Here is a 17,211-nt window from a genome sequence, read left to right as displayed (position 1 = left end):
ACCTGATCGGCGAGCCGTCTGCTTGGGGAGGAATCACGATCCGGAAGTCTTGCTCCGAGACTGTTGCAGCGCCTCTGCGATGGCCGCGAACTCACTCAAGGCCGCCTCCAAGTCCTCCACGATCTCCTGCGCGATCACCTCGGGTGGCAGCAACGAGTCGGCGTCCTCCAGGGCTGGGTCCTTCAACCAGCTGATGTCGAGGTTGACCTTGTCTCGCGCGATCAACTCGTCATAGCTGAACGGGCGGAATCGCTCAGTCTCGACTCGGGTCGAGCGCGGCTCGCCGGGCCGGTAGCACTTGACGAAGTCGTCCAGGTGCTCACGGCGGAGGGGGTTCTGTTTGAGCGTGAAGTGCTGGCCGATGCGGAAGTCGTACACCCAGAGCGTCTCCGTCCACGGTCGGCCTGGGCGGGCTTCCTTCTTGTCGAAGAACAGGACGTTGGCCTTGACCCCGCCGGCGTAGAAGATGCCGGTCGGCAGCCGCAGCATGGTGTGTACGTCGAACTGCTTGAGCAGGCGGTCCCGTACAGTCTCGCCGGCCCCGCCCTCGAACAGCACGTTGTCGGGGAGGACCACTGCGGCTCTGCCGGGGATCGCGAGCATCGAGGCGATGTGCTGGACGAAGTTGATCTGCTTGTTGGTGGTCGTGGTCCAGAAGTCGTTCCGGGTGTAGGAGATCGCCTCTCGGTCTGCTCGGCCGTTCTCACCGATCACCGTGATAGAGGACTTCTTGCCGAACGGCGGATTGGCCAGCACCACGCTGTAGTGCCGTGCCGGCGCTTCGGCCAGTCCGTCCCGGACATCGATCAGCGAGGCCCCGTTAGGCTTGCCGATCCCGTGGACCAGCATGTTCATCGCCGCAAGCCGGGCTGTCCCGTCCACCAGTTCAGTACCGCTGATCGCACCTGAATTGAGGCGATCGCGCTGCTCAGGTGTCAGCAAGGAGCCGTACCGTTCGACGATGTACTCATGGGCGGCCAGGAGGAAGCCACCGGTGCCACATGCAGGATCGGCAATCGTGTCGTTCGGCCCTGGCTGAATACAGTCCACCATTGCGGAGATCAACGCACGTGGTGTGAAGTACTGCCCAGCGCCAGTCTTGACGTCTTCAGCTCCCTTGGCCAGCAGTTCCTCATAGGCGTCGCCTTTAACGTCAGCCCCCTGGCTTGACCAATTCTCCTTATCGATCAGGTCGACGATCAGCCGCTTCAGCTTGGCCGGGTCCTGGATCCTGTTTTGCGCCTTACGAAAAATGATTCCCAGCGTTCCCGGTGCACGTCCTAGATCCTCCAATGTACGCCGGTACAATTCTTCCAACTTAGCAGCCTCGGCATCGACCAACGCTTGCCAACGGGCAGCGACGCTTGCAAGCGAGTCATCAGCATTGAATCGCCGACTTGCTCGTTCGTGTGCCATCTTCAAGAAAAGCAGATATGTCAACTGTTCCACATAGTCAATTGTGGAGACGCCATCGTCTCGAAGAACATCACAATAATTCCACAGCTGAGCAACAAGCCTCCTCGTTTCCGTTGTGCTCACAGCAGCGCCTCCTGCACAAAAGTGCTATCCGCATTTGTCAAATTGGTGTTGCTTATTACATCTAGTGTCACGTCTGATATTTCTTGCCGTTCTTCGCCCGCGCTGCTCTTAAGCTTCCCTGCCCTGCCGCCTTGACTGGCTGCTCGTTCGACTTTGATCCGCTGCAACAACACAGATGCTGGCTCATCTTCAGCCGTCTGGGATGTCAAGCCACCGGAACACGCCTCAGACAAAAGTGATCGTCGAAGATATCCAGCTTGAAGAAGTGCCTTGCGAACAGCCGTCTCAGCGTCGTCAAGGGTGGACAAGTGGCGCTCGGCTTCAGCCACGAGTTCTCCCTGCAGAGCTGGCGGAGGAATAGGCACCGGAAACAATTTGATTTTTGACAGGCTAATAGACGCCAAATTGACGCTTTGCTTTCCATTACGGTCAAACCAAGACCTCCCAAAACCATTGGCGTGCCAGGCCAGCAGCTTCGGATGGAGTACATCCTCGCGTAGGCGAGCACGGAAGACATGGTTTTGATGGATACAGCCCGGAATTTGGTCTTCCCAAATCCACCCACGACCAAGCTTGTCTCGATCTCCCCCTTCATTCAGAAGAACGTCGCCTCGTCGTAGCAGCAACTGCTTTGCTTTCACATCCGAGACTCGGATGTACGAGATATTAGAAAGATCCAATCGAGCTCTCTGCACATTGGCGACTCTAAGGTAAGGCACCTCCGGAATTTCCGGATCGGACTGCTTCTTGGAGTCTCTCGTCACTCCACCAACAACCTCAGCGATATCCCCGAGTCTTACCCAACGCCAGTCAGCCGGGATACATGGGAGATCCCCATCGAGCACGCCAGCAGGCGCAGGCGGAGTAGCGTAGGTTTCCGAGTTCAATTCGCTCAGCCGACCCAGCGAAGCGGCTTCCATCACTCGATCCCTTAGTCGATCGATCCGTTTCATGACTCCATGAAGAAGAGAAGCTGCGGCCTCACATCGCGAAAGATGATTTTCTAGGATAGAAACGATACGCTTTTGCTCAGCCACTGGTGGGAGCAGTATTGGAATCCTGCGCAACTGCTCTTGCGGCAGATGCTTGATCGTGCTGCCGGTAGCGAAACGGGCCAATTTTCCACTTACACCGATATGCTCAATTAGATATCTGAGGTAACGCGGATCAATACCACCAAGGGGACGCACGCGATGTAGCGCCTTCTGAAAAGCCATATACTCCGAGCTACCATGCCAGACGGCGCAGCGACCGATTTCACCCCCCTCGCATATCAAGAGATCTCCCGAGCGGAGCTCATAAAGCGGCTGCTGCTCAGGGGGGATTTCCATCGTCAGCACATCATCAAGGTCAATGCGGCCCCATTGAACGTTGATGTTACGAAGATAAGGCACTGCATGCTCACCGGTGTGTTTCTTCCGATCGAGCATCTTCCCCAGCATGGTTTCGGCGATCTCGCCCAGAGTGGTGGTGGCCCAGCCAGGAGGCAGATCAGTCATGCGGTGAGGTCTCGATTCAGGTCGGTGAGGATGGTTTCCGCTTGGTCGTCACCAAACACTCGGAGGAAGCCGTCGGTGCCGCCGCGTTCGGTGAACGGTACTTCGTCCAGGTCATTGTGGTCGAAGGTCGCGCTCGTCGCGACCACATCGCGAATTCGCTCCAGCCACCACACCTGCTCCCCGGTGAACCGCACCCCGGCCTGCTCCTGCCGGGCGATCCAGGCGGCGAAGCGCTCTTCGACGACGCTGCGGTGCGGTCTCGGCTCTCCTTCGGCCAGGCCGAGTTCGTACCGGATGAGCTGGATGAGGTCGGCAGCCCCATACCGTACCCCCGGCCTGGCGGCCGTCTTGCCGAGGACCTCGTACGCCTCCCACAGCCGGTCAGGCGTCCACTGGTACGGCGGCCGAGCGAGCCGTGAGGAAAGCTCCTTGAGCTGCCGGTACACCTCGCGCCCGCTCTGCCCCGTGCGGTAGGCGACTTCCAGTGCCGTCAACTCGTCCCGGTGCTCCTTGACGTAGGCGGCCCACGAGGTGACGACGCGTTCGGCGATCTTGCTGCGCTCCACTCCCCCGGCTTCGAGCAGCGAGTCGGCGTTGACCTCGTCGTACACGATGTCGTGCGCCCGCCGGATGTCCAGCAGCCGCTGCCGGAACTCGGGGTCGGCCAGCGGTCGGGCTGCCTCCTCGATGAGCCGGTGTTCCCAGCCCGGCCCGGACCGCCGGGCCTCCTCGATCACGTCGGGGTCGTTGCAGCGTGACAGGCTCCGCACTACCTCGGTCAGCGGCCGTCCTGCGAGTTGCTCCAACTCGGCGCGCTCCTCGGGCGTGATCTGCTTGTTCAGGCGGGAGATCCGGGAGGCGAGCGTCGACGCCTCGTCCAGGGAAAGGCCGAGCGTGCCGGCCTTCTTGAGCAGCTTGGCGAGGCTGATCTGCTTCTCGGTCTGCTTCTCCAGTGGTGAGGCGTCCACCCGCTCGGAGTCCGTGACACCGACCGCATCCACCAGGACGAACCGGTCCTTGGCCGCGACGTCGGGCGTGACCGAGCGCAGTTCGTCAGGGTCGATGCTGCGTGCCCCGCGGCCCTTCATCTGCTCGAACATGGCCCAGCTCTTCACCTCGTTGAGGAAGAAGACGCATTCGAGAGGCTTGATGTCGGTCCCGGTGGCGATCATGTTGACGGTGACGGCGATGCGCAGCTCGGGGCTGTTGCGGAAGGCGGCGATCAGCTTGTCGGGGTTCTTCACCGTGTAGGTGATCTTCTGGCAGAACTCGTTGCTCTGGTTGAACACCTTGCGGACGGTGTCGACGATCTCCTCAGCGTGGTTCTCGTCCACGGCGAAGATGAGCGTCTTGGGCACGTACCTCCGCTCGGGCTGGCCGGGCTGGCGCGCGAAGATCTCGGTGAACAGCCGGTCCCGGAATGTCTCCAGCACCAGCTTGAGCTGGCCCCTGCTGATGACTTTGCGAGCGAGCTGACGGCTGGTGTACGCGTACTCGTCGTCAAGTTGCTCGTACCGCTGCTCGCGCGTCTTGCGGTCGAGTTTGGGCACCACGATGCCCGGCGGGATGGTCGCGCCGTTCTCGCCGATCTCCGTGCGGATCCGGTAGACGTTGAAGTCGACGTTGACCCCGTCGGCGACGGCCTCGGTGTAGGTGTACTCGCTGACCAGGTTCTGGTGGAAGAAGCCGAAGGTCTGGGCGACGGGCGTGGCCGTGAGGCCCACGATGAACGCGTCGAAGTACTCCAGCACCGCCCGCCAGAGCCCGTAGATCGAGCGGTGGCACTCGTCCACGATGATCAGGTCGAACGTCTCCGGTGGCACGTCCGGGTTGTACTCAACACCGACGACCTCATCTACGTCGTACGAGTCGTACTCCTCGTACTCCGCGTCCGGTGACGGCACGTCCCTGCCCTTGAGCATCGCGTACAGGCGTTGGACCGTGGAGATCACGACCTTGGAGGAGCCGAGCATGTCAGAGCCCGCCAGCCGCTGCACGTTGAACAGCTCGCTGAACTTCCGGCCATCGTCGGGCGTGAGGTAGTTGGTGAACTCGGTCAGAGCCTGCTTGCCCAGGTTGTTCCGATCCACCAGGAACAGCACGCGGAACGCTCCAGCGTGCTTGAGCAGGCGGTAGGAGGAGGTGACGGCGGTGTAGGTCTTGCCGGCTCCCGTCGCCATCTGGATCAGGGAGCGTGGCTCGTTCCGTCGCAGCGACTGCTCCAGCCCTTGGACGGCTCGCTCCTGTGCCGGCCGGAGTCCTTTGGTGAGCAACTCGGGCAGGCCGCGGTGCAGCTTGGCGCGGAGCGTCGGGGCCGCCGGGTCCTCATCGGCCGCGCGCATCCAGCGGGCCAGTGTCTCGGGCCGGTGGAAGGAGAAGACCTCCCGGGCGCGAGGGTTAGGGTCGAGAGTGTTGGTGAAGTGCGTCTCGGTCGCGGTCGTCTCATAGCGGAACGGGAGCGGGATGCGCCAAGCCTGCATCTGCTGGGACGCCGTCAGGCCACTGGCGTAGCGCGCCGACTGCCCCTCGACCGCTCGCAGCGCCGTGCCCTCACGCTTGGCCTCGACCACCCCGACCAGCTTGCGCTCCACGTAGAGGAGATAGTCAGCGGGGCCGCGCGCGGTGTGCGCCTCCCGGACGGCCACACCGTCGCCTGCGTACAGGTTTTCCCGGCCGGCGTCCTGGATGAGCCAGCCGGCGGCGACGAGCATCCGGTCGACCTCTTCACGGACCTCCCGTTCCGTACGAGGCTGCCGGGCGACTCGCACAGCACGCGCGATGAGATTGTCGCGCTCAGCCGGAGTCGGCTTCTTGATCTTCTTGAGGTTCTCATCGAACGCGCGCCTCATGTCCGTCATGCGGTCATCCATCTGCTTCAGAAGCAGATTCAGGCGATCGCGCTCCGCGTTCGCTCGTTCCAGGGCCTCCTGGGCTTGTGCGCGAGCGCGCGCCTCGGCCTCCAGTAACGTCGCCTTCTCGTCCCGGGTGAGCAGAACCTCTGCCAGGCGCTCGCGGTGAGTTTCGAGCTCGACGCGAAGCTGGTCGAGCTGTGTCTGTTCAGCGGCGTTCTCGGCCTTCGTCGTGGCGGGTTCGGGCGGTGGGACAAACGCGAAAGTACGCTCATCATCCGGACAAAGCGCCCGATGGAACCAAACCCCCAGCTCGAAGCAAATTTTGACGCAATTAAGGGCTACCCGGACATCCCCGTAATGGGTGTGGACAGCCTGGTTTCCGGAGTCGCGGACCTGATGAAATGCCTGGCTGATTGACGGAACCAGAACTCCGGCCCGGGTCAAGGCGAGGATGCGAGCATTCTGGTTGTTCTGTTGGACCGTAGTGTTGGTGAGCCTGACCAGCAGCTTGGCCAGGATCTCGGCGAAGCGCCTGGCCTTGTACAGCGCCACGTCGGGGTCGGTGTAGACGTGGGATTCGGCGGAGGCGCCATCCAGAACGAGCATGGGCTCGTGAGGCAGGAGAAATCCGAAGTTGGACGAGTGTTCCGACAACTCCTCGATGTGCGTGCTCGCCATGAGCGCCCCACCCGTTCATCATGATCACTGATCAAACAGAGCCTTGCAGGCTACCTCACATATCGCTCATGTCGCTATCGAAATAGCTCAATCTGACCGTTCGGCAAGGCCTCAATCCTTATGACGCGTCCAGGCGACGAAACGATCGAAGGAGTTGGTGTCCCTTGCCGGTGCCGGCGCCGTCCGCCTCCCAGCAGGGATACCCCGCACATTGAGATCCCCAGGCCGGCCCTCAGCGGAGCACGGTCAGGGAGGGCACGGCGTCGATCTCGCGTGAGGTCGGCGTCACCACCAGCGTTCCCTGATGCTCGAACACCTGGCTGGACTTGATCGATGACCACGCGGGCGTCAGCGCGCCCTCCTTGACGACCGAGGTCTCACCCGTCTTGTGGTCGGTCACCACCAGGTGGCCCTCTCCGCCCCCGATCTGCAGCGCCCACACGCCACGGTCGTCGACCCGGATGATCTTCGTTTCGCCCTGGTTGCCCTTCTCGGCCCACCTTTCCTTCCCGGTGGTCAGGTCGAACGCGACCATGGCCCACGGATCGGCCGCCTTGTTCACCGCGTAGAGCGTGTCGCCGTGTACGACCATCGAAGGCTGGTCGATGGCGGCCGACGAGGTGAGCGAGGTGGTGCCGAGCACCTGGAGGTCCCGCCCGGCCGCTTCCGCCGGTATCTCGGCGGTCTTCTCGCCCGCGGCGTCGAGTGCGACCACGACCGGAATCGGCGCTCCGGCGCCGGGGCCCGTGACGACCACGACAGGATCATGGGAGACGACGTTCAGCACGACCGTCCGGTCGCCCAGGAACGTCTCGGTCAACTCCTTGCCGGTCGCCGGGTCGAACGTGACCAGGAAGGTCCCCCTCTTCGAGATGCAGCGTCGGTCGGAGACGAGCCGCTTGTCCCCCATCGCCCATACGTCCCCCCGGCAGTCGCCGTCAGTCTGGCGCCACCGCTGGCGGCCGTCGGAGATCCCGAAGGCGGTCATGGCGCCCTCGTCGTCGACCACCGCCACATCGCCCGCGACGACGAGGCGTGTCACCTCCGGCTGTTGCCCGGCGTTCTTCGGCGTCGGCACCTTCATGGTGCGGGCGAGCTTTCCGGCCTTGAGGTCGATCACTCCCAGCCGGTCGCAGCGTCCGCCGCCGTAGGCGATCACTCCCCTGTCCCCGGACGCGGTGGTGGCGGCCGTGCACATCCGCGCGCCGTCCGGCACCGGGACGGTCCACGCCGGCGTGCCGTCCGCCACCCGGTACGCCGCGACGCCGTCGGTCGAGGCCCGGATGACGAACTCTCCCGTCAGCCAGGTGGCGTACGTCGCGACCGGCTCAGAACCGCCGCCCAGCCGCTCCTCCTTGGACTCCTTGGTCCAGGCGATCTCCATCTCGTCGTCACCGCCGGCGACCGAGAGTTCGACGTCGCCACTCCCGACGGCCATCCAGACGAGGCCGGCCCCCACGGCGACGACCAGGATCACGCTGACCACGGCGACCACCGCGATCAGGGGCCCGCGTCCTCCGGAGCGTCCCTTGCGGCCGGTCGGCATGGGCCCAGGCGCTCCTGGCCCGTACGGGAAGTGAGGCGGTCCCGGAACCTGAGGCGGCATCGGCGGACCGCCGGGGTGACCGGGCGCACCCGCCCCCGGATAGGCCGGTGGATGGCCGGGCGTCCCGGCGTACCCAGGCGGAACCTGCCCCGGATACGGTGCGGCCTGCGGGTAACCGGCCTGCGGGTAACCGGCCTGCGGATGACCAGCCGGCGGGTAACCAGCCTGCGGGTGACCCGCCTGTGGGTAACCGGCCGGCGGCTGACTCGCCTGCGGATGACCGGCCTGCGGAGTCGCGCCCCACGGAGAATGGCCTCCCTGTTGCCCGGGAGGAGGACCCCAAGGCCCGCCGTCCGGCGGCGGCCCCGGCGCTCTCCGTTGCTCAGGCGGCTGTCCGGCGTGCCCGTAGGGATCGTACTGCGGCATGAGGCCCCCTCCTCCTTGCCCGACCTTTCATGCCGTCCTGATCCAGAGGCGCTCGGTGCGCGGAGACCACCGGGATCCAGAAAGCGGCATTTCGAACAATAAAGGATCTTATAGTCATACCAGCCGCAGCCCCGCCACCAAGGATCTGTCACCGAACCGGGCGACGAGCCGCCCGGTGACCTCGTTGTTCCTGGCCACCTGACGAGGTGAGGTCAAGCCGTGGCAGCCGCCGGCGTGACATCCGCATGGACGCGGCGGAGGTATTCCACGGCATGCTCAGCGGCCGGATCGTGGTTCAGCCTGTCGCGATAGAAGTGGAGGCGATCCTCGCAGTCGTCGATGATCTCACTCCAGGTCCGCGCCCAGATCCGGACGCCGTTCTTCCACTCGGCGATGCAACCGGGTGGAAGATGCGGTGCGCTCGCGTCCTCTCTGACCACGTCGTCCATCTCCGTGGAGACGATCCAGAAGTCCCAGGACACTCGCGCGTCATGGAACTGTGGGTCGCCGACGACGGCCTTGGCATAGCTCTTGATCTGTGCGACCTCCACCTGACCGATCTTGACCCTGGGCGCCTTGAGCTCGACCACCAGGTGCTCGCGGCCGAAGGTCCCCCGATGCGCCCGGCCCAGCATGAGGTCAACAATGCCTGTTCTGCCGTCTTCGCGGCGCACTGGATGGAGCTGACTGTTCCCAGGCTCACGGCCCAGTGCCATGAGATGCCGCTTGAGCACGGTGTCCAGGCTCTGATCGCTCACCATCAGCGTGTAGGCGTCACCGAAGATCCAGGTCTCGCGCTCCAGGATCTTGTGGAGTTCGCTCCGTTCCTTGAGCGTTCTGCTGACCTCCGGCTCGAAGACGAGCTTCTTGAGCGCGGCGAGGAAGTCGAGCCGGTCGGTGACCTGGCTCGTGGCCTTGATCACTTCAGCGAGGCTGGTCCTCTGGAGAATGCGCTTGAGCTCTTCCTGCTCTGGCTGGGGCAGCCGGAACAGCTCATCCAGCACGGGGTACAGCCCGCTCGGATCATGAGAGATGATCTCCCGGAGAAGCCGCAGGGTGGTCCTCTTGCTTTGTGTCACGCCGGGTAGTCGGCGGGCGATCCTGGTCGCCACCTCGTCGAACAGCTCACGCTCGACTGCCTGCGCGGGCTCGACCGGTCCGGCTGAGTACGGGTAGACACCCTCGGTCTTCCACTCCTGGACCAACCTGGCCCGGCGTTCCTGCTCGCGTTTCTTGAAGTGGGCGCGGAGAGTGTCTCTGGCGATTGCGAGAAGCGGGGCGATCTCGTCAAGCTCCGCCAAGGACAGGTCGTCCCGGCGTTCCACGAACCCGTCCCAAAGCAGGTAAGCCGTGAAGTGATAGCCAGGCGCCTGAATGCCCGGTGAGACGTCGTCAAGGACGACACCATTGGTGTCACAAAGAGCGAGCACACGGCCGACGTCCTTCGGCCATTCGATGACGCGCACCACCGGCGCCGCGTACCCATCCGAGTCCGGCCAGGGCAGCGGATACTCGGCCACATCGGTCCAGACCGTGGCCGGATCGAGAGGCGTGCCCTGGTAGACGATCCGCACGTCGGGGTTGGCGGCCAGGAAGGGCGCGAACGTCGAAGCGAGTTGCTGGGCTGTGTCGTCCTGAGTGAGGCGGCCCACGAAGTCCGCCGGCACAGACGCCTCGACGCGCGTCCCGCACGGAAGCTGAACGGGCTCCGGCTGGGAGATGTCGAAGTCCGCAGGACTGTCGACAGAGCCACTGATGACCGTACGCTCGATCCGCCCGTCAACCGCCTCCGCGACCGTGGCCCACCGGACCTGTCCCCCCAGTGCGAACACGCGAAGTCTGCCCTGCCCGCTCCGCCCGTGCAGACCACGCTTGAGATGGGGCGACACCTTGGCCGCCGTCTTCCACGACCCGCCCAGGCCGCCGAAGTAGCTTCTGCACGAAGCGTTCGGCATCCCGTGGCCGTCGTCGCTGATGCTGACCGACTCGACACCGCCCAGTTCGTTGATCTCCAGATCGACGGTGACGAGGCTCGCCTCCGCGTCCAGGGCGTTCCAGATCATCTCCACAACGGCGCCCACCGGATCTTTTTGGCGGGCGAGGCGCAGCAGATGATCAGGCTTGGCCTCGATGTGAACGGTACCCACCCGCTCACTATCCCAGACGACCTGCGGTATCACGCGAAGGATCAGGAGAATGGAGGGATCCCTGTCTCCGCTCATCCGCCGGAGCTTGGCCGCGGAGGCGGCAGGTCATCCGCGGACGACTTGCCGCCAGTGCGACCCTCGCCTATGCGAGCTCGACCGCCGTCCCCGTGACCGCGATCCCGCTCGCCGTGTCCGCGGGGATCGACACCGTGATGGTGCTGGGGCGGCCCATGTCGTGGCCCTGGTGGAGCGTCACCGTCGCGGGCAACGCGAGGAGTCCGAGATCGCGCAGGTAGCCGCCGAACGCCGCCGCGGCGGCCCCCGTCGCCGGGTCCTCCACCACGCCTCCTGGCGGGAAGGGGTTCCTGGCGTGGAACACGTCGGTCCGTTCCCGCCAGACGAGGTCGATCGTCGTCCAGCCGGCCTGGACCATCAGCTCCGCCAAGGCCGGGAAGTCGTAGCTGAGGTCCGCGAGACGTTCGCGGGTGGCGGCGGCGATGATCGGATGGGAGGCGCCGGCGTTGGCCACTCTGGGCGGCAGCGCGGGATCGAGGTCGGACGACGACCACCCCAGGATCGACAGGAGGTTCTCCAGGAGCGCGTCGCTCATCTCCTCCACGCGCGGCGGGACGCTGACCAGGGTGGCGACGGTGTGGCCGTCGGCGTTCACCGAGGTCGTCACCTTGATGGGCCCGGCCTGGGTGTTCATGAGCAGGTCTCCGGGCCCGTGCGCGTCCGCGAAGGCCACCGCCGTCGCGATGGTGGCATGGCCGCAGAAGGGCACTTCCACCTTCGGGCTGAAATAGCGGACCGAGAGCGTCCGGTCGGTCCGTTCTGTCACGAAGGCGGTCTCCGAGTAGCCGACCTCCGCGGCGATCTCCAGCATTCTGTCGGGGCCGAGATCACTGGCGTCGAGGACGACTCCGGCGGGGTTCCCTCCGTCGACGCGATCGCTGAAGGCCACATATCGCAGTAATTCCATGATCCGACATTAGGGCCCGATCTCCGGCGGGTGGGGCGTCGGGGGTCCCCGCAAGAACGGGAGCCCCCGCGCCCGGCCGGGTCAGGAGGGCGCGTAGATCTGGTGGACGAACTCCGCGAGCTTGTCGTCGGGCAGTTCCTTGGCCAGATCGGCCTCGCTGACCATGCCCACGAGCCGCTTGTCGTCGATCACGGGCAGCCGTTTGACCTGGTGCCGGCCCATTTTCTCCAGCGCTTCCTCGACGCCGCTGTCGGCCTTGACCCACACCAGGCCGTGGGCGAGTTCGCCGGCCGTGGTGCTGTCGAGGTCCTTGTCCGCGGCGCAGCACTTGATCACGATGTCGCGGTCGGTGATGATGCCCTTCAGCCGGTCGTCGTCCCCGCAGATCGGCAGCGCGCCGACCGACAGGTCACGCATCATCCGCGTGGCCTTGCGCAGGCTGTCGTGCTCGCCGATGCACTCGACCCCGTAGTGCATCACGTCCTGGACCCTCTTGTTGTTTCCCGGTGTGCTCATGTGTGCCTCCCCCGAGAAGGTCGCTGCTGCTTCCATCTGACCCCCTACCCCGGGATGGCGAATCGTTGCAGGTAGCGGCGGGTTTTCGGCTCGGCCTTCGTTCCCGGCGGCGGTCCGTCCCAGGCACGCGCCCGGCCCGTGTTCGACCACGTCATCGGGGGCAGGGGGAGGTCGTGGCTGTCACGCTCGCGCTGGCGGGTGACACGATGCTCGGTCGGGGCGTCGCGGACCGGCTGGCAGATTCCCACGACCCGGACACGTTCTTCTCGGACGGCGTCCGGGAGTACCTGTCCGAGGCCGACGCCATCCTGCTCAACCTGGAGTGCTGCGTCTCCGCTCGCGGCAGCTCGCGGTTCGCGCCGGGCGCGGTGTTCCATTTCCGCGCCCCGCCGCAGGCCGCCGATCTGCTCGCCGAGCTCGGCGTCAGCTGCGTCACGCTGGCCAACAACCACGCGCTGGACTACGGCCACGACGCGCTGCTCGACACCCGCGCCCTTCTCGAACGCGTGGAGATCCGTACGGCGGGCGCGGGCGCGGCTCTCGACCAGGCGCGCGAGCCGGTCGTCCTCGCCGTGCGGGGGCTGCGGATCGCCGTCATCTCCGTGACCGACCACCCGGAGGACTACGCGGCCGCCCCCGACCGGCCCGGCGTCGCCTACGCCGACCTGTCCTGCGGCGTTCCCGGCTGGCTGACGGACACGGTGGCGAGGATGCGTACGGAAGCCGATGCCGTGCTGGTCAGCCCTCACTGGGGGCCCAACATGACGGCCGGGCCGCTCCCGTACGTCCGCGTCGCGGCCACGGCCCTGGCCGACGCCGGGGCGACGCTGATCGCGGGTCACTCCGCGCACGTCGCGCACGGGGTGGCGCCGCCGGTCCTGTACGACATGGGCGACTTCCTCGACGACTACGCGGTGGACCCGGAGCTGCGCAACGACCTGTCGCTGCTGTTCCTGGTGACCATGGACGAGCTGGGTCCCATACGGCTGCGCGCGGTGCCGCTCAAACTCGACTACTGCCGCACCGTCCTGGCCGAAGGCGAGGAGCGCTCCTGGCTCGGCCGGCGGTTCATCGGCGCGTGCGAGGCGCTCGGCACGGCGGCCTTCTGGGAGAACGACCTGCTCGTCGTGGACCTGCGCGGCAGGCAGGGAGGATGACCTGGTCAGGTGGCCGGTGCGGGTCACTCCCACTCGATGGTGCCCGGGGGCTTGCTGGTGATGTCGAGCACCACCCGGTTCACCTCACGCACCTCGTTGGTGATCCGCGTGGAGATCCGCGACAGCACGTCGTAGGGCACCCGCGACCAGTCGGCCGTCATCGCGTCCTCGGACGTCACCGGCCGCAGCACCACCGGATGCCCGTACGTACGACCGTCGCCCTGCACCCCGACCGAGCGCACGTCGGCGAGCAGCACCACCGGGCACTGCCAGATGTCCCGGTCGAGCCCCGCCCGCGACAGCTCCTCACGCGCGATCGCGTCGGCTTCGCGCAGCAGGTCGAGCCGCTCGCGCGTCACCTCGCCCACGATCCGGATCCCCAGACCCGGGCCGGGGAACGGCTGGCGCCACACCATCGCCGGCGGCAGCCCCAGCTCCTCGCCTGCCCGCCGGACCTCGTCCTTGAAGAGCGTGCGCAGCGGCTCCACCAGCTTGAACTGCAGGTCCTCCGGCAGCCCGCCGACGTTGTGGTGGGACTTGATGTTGGCGGTGCCGGTGCCGCCGCCGGACTCGACCACGTCCGGATAGAGCGTCCCCTGCACCAGGAAGTCCACCGGGCCGTCGGCCATGATGGCGCGCTGCTCGTCCTCGAAGACGCGGATGAACTCCCGGCCGATGATCTTGCGCTTCTCCTCGGGGTCGGAGACCCCGTCGAGAGCCTTCAGGAACCGGTCGGAGGCGTCGACCACCCGCAGTCGGACGCCGGTGGCGGCCACGAAGTCGCGCTCGACCTGCTCGGCCTCGCCCTTGCGCAGCAGCCCGTGGTCGACGAAGACGCAGGTGAGCCGGTCGCCGATGGCGCGCTGGACGATGGCGGCGGCCACCGCGGAGTCGACGCCGCCGGACAGGGCGCAGATGGCGCGGCCGTCGCCGACCTGGCGGCGGACCGTCTCGACCGAATCCTCGACGATGTTGAGCATGGTCCAGGTGGGGCGGCAGCCGGCCGCCTCCAGGAAGTGTCTGAGCACCTGCTGGCCGTGCTCGCTGTGCAGGACCTCGGGGTGGAACTGCACGCCGTAGAGGCCGCGGCCGGGGTGCTCGAAGGCGGCGACCGGGGTCTCGCTCGTGGAGGCGGTCACCAGGAAGCCCTCCGGGGCGGCGGCGACGCTGTCGCCGTGGGACATCCAGACCTTCTGGGCCGCGGGGAGGCCCGCGAAGATCACGCCTTCGTTCAGCACCTCCAGGGCGGTGCCGCCGTACTCGGCGACGCCCGTGCGGGCCACCTCGCCGCCCAGCGCCTGCGCCATCGCCTGGAAGCCGTAGCAGATGCCGAACGTCGGCACCCCGGTCTCGAACAGGCCGTGGGGCACGGCGGGGGCGTTGTCGGCGTAGACGGACGAGGGGCCGCCGGACAGGATGATCGCCTTGGGGTTCTTCGCCATCATCTCGTCGACCGTCATGGTCGACGGGACGATCTCGGAGTAGACGTGGCACTCGCGCACCCGCCTGGCGATGAGCTGCGCGTACTGCGCGCCGAAGTCGACCACCAGGACCGTGTCGAACTCAGACACCGAGAGAACCCCCCAAAGGCGAATGCGGTGAGCTCAGTCTATCGACAGCAGGCCCAGCGGCGGCGACCCGAGGTCGAGCAGGTGCCGGTGGAACCGCTGGAGGGTGAATCCGGCGCCCCACGCCTGCCGGGCCTGCTCGCGCAGGTCCATGATGACCAGTTTGCCCCAGGTGTAGCGGCCGTACGTGGGATCGAACGTGGCCCGTCTGGCCTCGGACATCGCGGCCGGGCCGGCCAGGTGGGTGTGGGCGGTGAAGCGGGCGGCCGCGTCGTCCACCGTCATCGCGCCGGTGTGCACGCCGATCGCGCAGGCCAGCCGGGTGACGCGGATCAGCGCCTCCACCCAGACGCCGATCTCGAAGCGCGGGTCGCCGGACTCGAAGCCCTCTTCGACGCAGAGCTCCTCGGCGTAGTGCGCCCAGCCCTCGGCGAACGAGAACGACTGCAGCAGCCGCCGCACGTCCGACCGGGCCCGGCGCAGGGCCAGGCCGTGGGAGAAATGACCGGGCGCGACCTCGTGCACGTTGATGGCGGGCAGCGTGGTGTCGCTGAAGACCTCCAGCCACTCCTCGACGTCCTGCGCCGGCCAGGACGGGTCGGGCGGGGTGACGTAGTACCAGGACGGGCCTTCGGGCTCGCCGGGGGCGTTCCACGACATCATGGCCATCGCCCAGCGGCGTGACTCGGGGGCGAGGCCGACCAGGCAGGTGCCGTCGTGGTAGGGCGCCAGGTCCTTCTCACGGGTGAAGGCGATGGCCTTCTCGGTGCCGATCCTGGCCGCCTCGATCACGCCGTCGATGTCGGGGTGCTGCTTGACCAGCTCGCGGACCACGTCGAGCGGCGGCCTGCCGCCCTGGCCGAGCCGGTCGCAGGCGTCGGTGAGGCGGGCCGTCAGGCGCTCGCGTTCGGCGTCGGCGCGCTCGGCCAGCCTGCCGAGGTCGACCTCCAGCCCTTCGGTGGAGCCCATGAGCCGGGCCAGCGCGTCCGCGCCGAGCGCGGCGTCCGGGTCGCCGTGCTCGGCGGCCCGTTCGACGTGCGCGACCAGGCGGCCGTGCGCCTCCAGGGCGGCCTGGTCGGTGATGCCCGCGGCCAGGCCCTTGACCGCGCCGAGGAGGGAGGCCGCCACGGGGGCGCTGACCTGGTCGAGCGCGGCGAGCGCGTGCCGTACCGCTTCGGGCCAGCGCGCGAGGTGGGCGGCCCTGGCGGCGGCGCGGCGCTCCTCGGGGGCGTAGTCGCGGTCGTAGCAGGCGAGCTCCAGGTTGGACAGGTGGAACAGCGGGTTCCTGCGGTGCAGTTCGAGCTCGCCGAGCTGGACCCGCAGGGCCTGCTCGAAGACCTGGAGGTGGCGGGCGTCGTGGGGGTCTTCCGGAAGGTCGCCGTCGCCGAGCCGGGCCAGGCCGGCGCGCACGCCCTCGGGAGACAGGTCCTGGGCGGCGCCGTCGTACTCGTGCCGTCCGCCTGACTCGCGCGCTTCCGGGACCATCAGGTCGATGATGGCCCGCAATCTGGGCTGGAGTTCCGTCATGCCGGAAACGCTAACGCCTGATCGTCAGCGGGTGGCTGACCCAGACGTTGGGTTCGACGTAGACGGCGTGGTCGTGCTCGGGCTGGACGTGGACGGGGTTGAGCGCGCCCGGCACCTCGACAGGGCCTGGCCGGTCGAAGGGCAGGCCGGTCCAGGCGCGCCACTCGGCGAGCGTGCCGGCGATCGTCATGGAGCGCGGCGCCACCTTGACGATCTTCCCGCCGGCGCGTACGTGCACCCGCAGCCACGGGTCGTGCGGCAGCCCGTCGGCGCGGGTGCGGAAGGCGTACTGCGCCATGGGGGTGTGCGGTTCCCGGTGCTTGTGGTTAGGCCGTACGGGGGCGACGAGTTCGTCGAAGCCGAGGCGGGCGGCGTTGTCGCGCATGGCGGCCACCATGAGCGGCGAGACGCCCTTGCCGAGCAGGTCGCGGCGGACGGTGATCTCCAGCGCGGAGATCCGGCCGGGCCGCTCGCCGCGCTCGCGGGCCAGCCAGGCGCGCCGGATGACGCCGTCCCAGCCGTCGTCGGGCAGCTCGCCGCCGGGGAGCGTGAACGGCATCGTGCAGCCCCGCGCGACCAGCCGGCCGGGCTCGGCGTCGTCGTCGGCGACCAGGACGTACGCGGGATAGACCGTGTCGGCGACGGCGTAGAAGAAGTCGGCGATGGGGTCCTTCATCATGAACTCCGGCCAGGCGTTGTCCATGTCCCACAGGGTCGCGGCGAACTCGGGGCGCTCCGCGAGCGTGGTGATCCGAAGGGCCATGGCCGGATATT

General features: G+C 66.8%; 11 protein-coding genes. 1 reads left to right on the top strand and 10 read right to left on the bottom strand.

What is annotated here, in order from left to right:
• Positions 1-33: 33 nt before the first annotated feature.
• From OUY22_RS03830 to OUY22_RS03800, 7 genes are all read right to left on the bottom strand, one after another.
• Positions 34-1,539 (bottom strand): class I SAM-dependent DNA methyltransferase, encoded by a 1,506-nt coding sequence (locus OUY22_RS03830; protein WP_270153305.1) that lies wholly within the window; start codon positions 1,537-1,539, stop codon positions 34-36.
• Positions 1,536-3,038, bottom strand: coding sequence for a restriction endonuclease subunit S (locus OUY22_RS03825; protein ID WP_270153304.1), 1,503 nt, complete (start codon positions 3,036-3,038; stop codon positions 1,536-1,538). Before OUY22_RS03825 ends, OUY22_RS03830 begins: the two co-directional genes overlap by 4 nt.
• The gene (locus OUY22_RS03820; protein WP_270153303.1) at positions 3,035-6,568 is read right to left on the bottom strand and encodes a type I restriction endonuclease subunit R; all 3,534 of its coding nucleotides are present in this window, start codon (positions 6,566-6,568) and stop codon (positions 3,035-3,037) included. The genes OUY22_RS03825 and OUY22_RS03820 overlap by 4 nt, the downstream gene beginning before the upstream one ends.
• Positions 6,569-6,800: 232 nt before the next feature.
• Positions 6,801-8,114 (bottom strand): outer membrane protein assembly factor BamB family protein, encoded by a 1,314-nt coding sequence (locus OUY22_RS03815; RefSeq protein ID WP_270153302.1) that lies wholly within the window; start codon positions 8,112-8,114, stop codon positions 6,801-6,803.
• A gap of 638 nt (positions 8,115-8,752) precedes the next feature.
• Positions 8,753-10,762 carry an ATP-binding protein gene (locus OUY22_RS03810; protein WP_270153301.1) on the bottom strand — a complete coding sequence of 670 codons (2,010 nt, stop codon included), beginning with the start codon at positions 10,760-10,762 and terminating at the stop codon, positions 8,753-8,755.
• Between the two features lie 67 nt (positions 10,763-10,829).
• Positions 10,830-11,669, bottom strand: coding sequence for a PhzF family phenazine biosynthesis protein (locus OUY22_RS03805; protein WP_270153300.1), 840 nt, complete (start codon positions 11,667-11,669; stop codon positions 10,830-10,832).
• A gap of 81 nt (positions 11,670-11,750) precedes the next feature.
• Positions 11,751-12,185, bottom strand: coding sequence for a CBS domain-containing protein (locus OUY22_RS03800; RefSeq protein WP_270153299.1), 435 nt, complete (start codon positions 12,183-12,185; stop codon positions 11,751-11,753).
• A 173-nt stretch (positions 12,186-12,358) separates the two neighbouring features.
• Between OUY22_RS03800 and OUY22_RS03795 the strand changes: the two genes are divergently transcribed.
• On the top strand, positions 12,359-13,342 hold the full coding sequence (locus OUY22_RS03795) for a CapA family protein (protein WP_270153298.1): 984 nt from the start codon (positions 12,359-12,361) through the stop codon (positions 13,340-13,342).
• A 23-nt stretch (positions 13,343-13,365) separates the two neighbouring features.
• Here the strand turns inward: OUY22_RS03795 and guaA are convergent, their stop codons facing one another.
• From guaA to OUY22_RS03780, 3 genes are read right to left on the bottom strand one after another with little or no spacing between them, the layout of a single operon-like run.
• On the bottom strand, positions 13,366-14,913 hold the full coding sequence (gene guaA, locus OUY22_RS03790; protein ID WP_270153297.1) for a glutamine-hydrolyzing GMP synthase: 1,548 nt from the start codon (positions 14,911-14,913) through the stop codon (positions 13,366-13,368).
• Between the two features lie 33 nt (positions 14,914-14,946).
• Complete coding sequence (locus OUY22_RS03785) at positions 14,947-16,437, bottom strand: DUF885 family protein (protein ID WP_270153296.1); 1,491 nt, start codon at positions 16,435-16,437, stop codon at positions 14,947-14,949.
• Between the two features lie 10 nt (positions 16,438-16,447).
• Positions 16,448-17,200, bottom strand: coding sequence for an N-acetyltransferase (locus OUY22_RS03780; protein WP_270153295.1), 753 nt, complete (start codon positions 17,198-17,200; stop codon positions 16,448-16,450).
• Positions 17,201-17,211: the final 11 nt, after the last annotated feature.

The organism is Nonomuraea corallina, from assembly GCF_027620315.1.
Lineage (GTDB): Bacteria > Actinomycetota > Actinomycetes > Streptosporangiales > Streptosporangiaceae > Nonomuraea > Nonomuraea corallina.
The sequence above is the reverse complement of the archived record's forward strand: the minus strand, read 5'-3'. Positions and strand labels throughout refer to the sequence as shown.

What these genes read in the sequence shown, in the direction of transcription:
- OUY22_RS03820 (WP_270153303.1), bottom strand. Translation starts at nt 6,568, where the DNA reads ATGGCGAGCACGCACATCGAGGAGTTGTCGGAACACTCGTCCAACTTC.
- OUY22_RS03780 (WP_270153295.1), bottom strand. Translation starts at nt 17,200, where the DNA reads ATGGCCCTTCGGATCACCACGCTCGCGGAGCGCCCCGAGTTCGCCGCG.
- OUY22_RS03825 (WP_270153304.1), bottom strand. Translation starts at nt 3,038, where the DNA reads ATGACTGATCTGCCTCCTGGCTGGGCCACCACCACTCTGGGCGAGATC.
- OUY22_RS03815 (WP_270153302.1), bottom strand. Translation starts at nt 8,114, where the DNA reads ATGCCGACCGGCCGCAAGGGACGCTCCGGAGGACGCGGGCCCCTGATC.
- OUY22_RS03785 (WP_270153296.1), bottom strand. Translation starts at nt 16,437, where the DNA reads ATGACGGAACTCCAGCCCAGATTGCGGGCCATCATCGACCTGATGGTC.
- OUY22_RS03805 (WP_270153300.1), bottom strand. Translation starts at nt 11,669, where the DNA reads ATGGAATTACTGCGATATGTGGCCTTCAGCGATCGCGTCGACGGAGGG.
- OUY22_RS03810 (WP_270153301.1), bottom strand. Translation starts at nt 10,762, where the DNA reads ATGAGCGGAGACAGGGATCCCTCCATTCTCCTGATCCTTCGCGTGATA.
- OUY22_RS03800 (WP_270153299.1), bottom strand. Translation starts at nt 12,185, where the DNA reads ATGAGCACACCGGGAAACAACAAGAGGGTCCAGGACGTGATGCACTAC.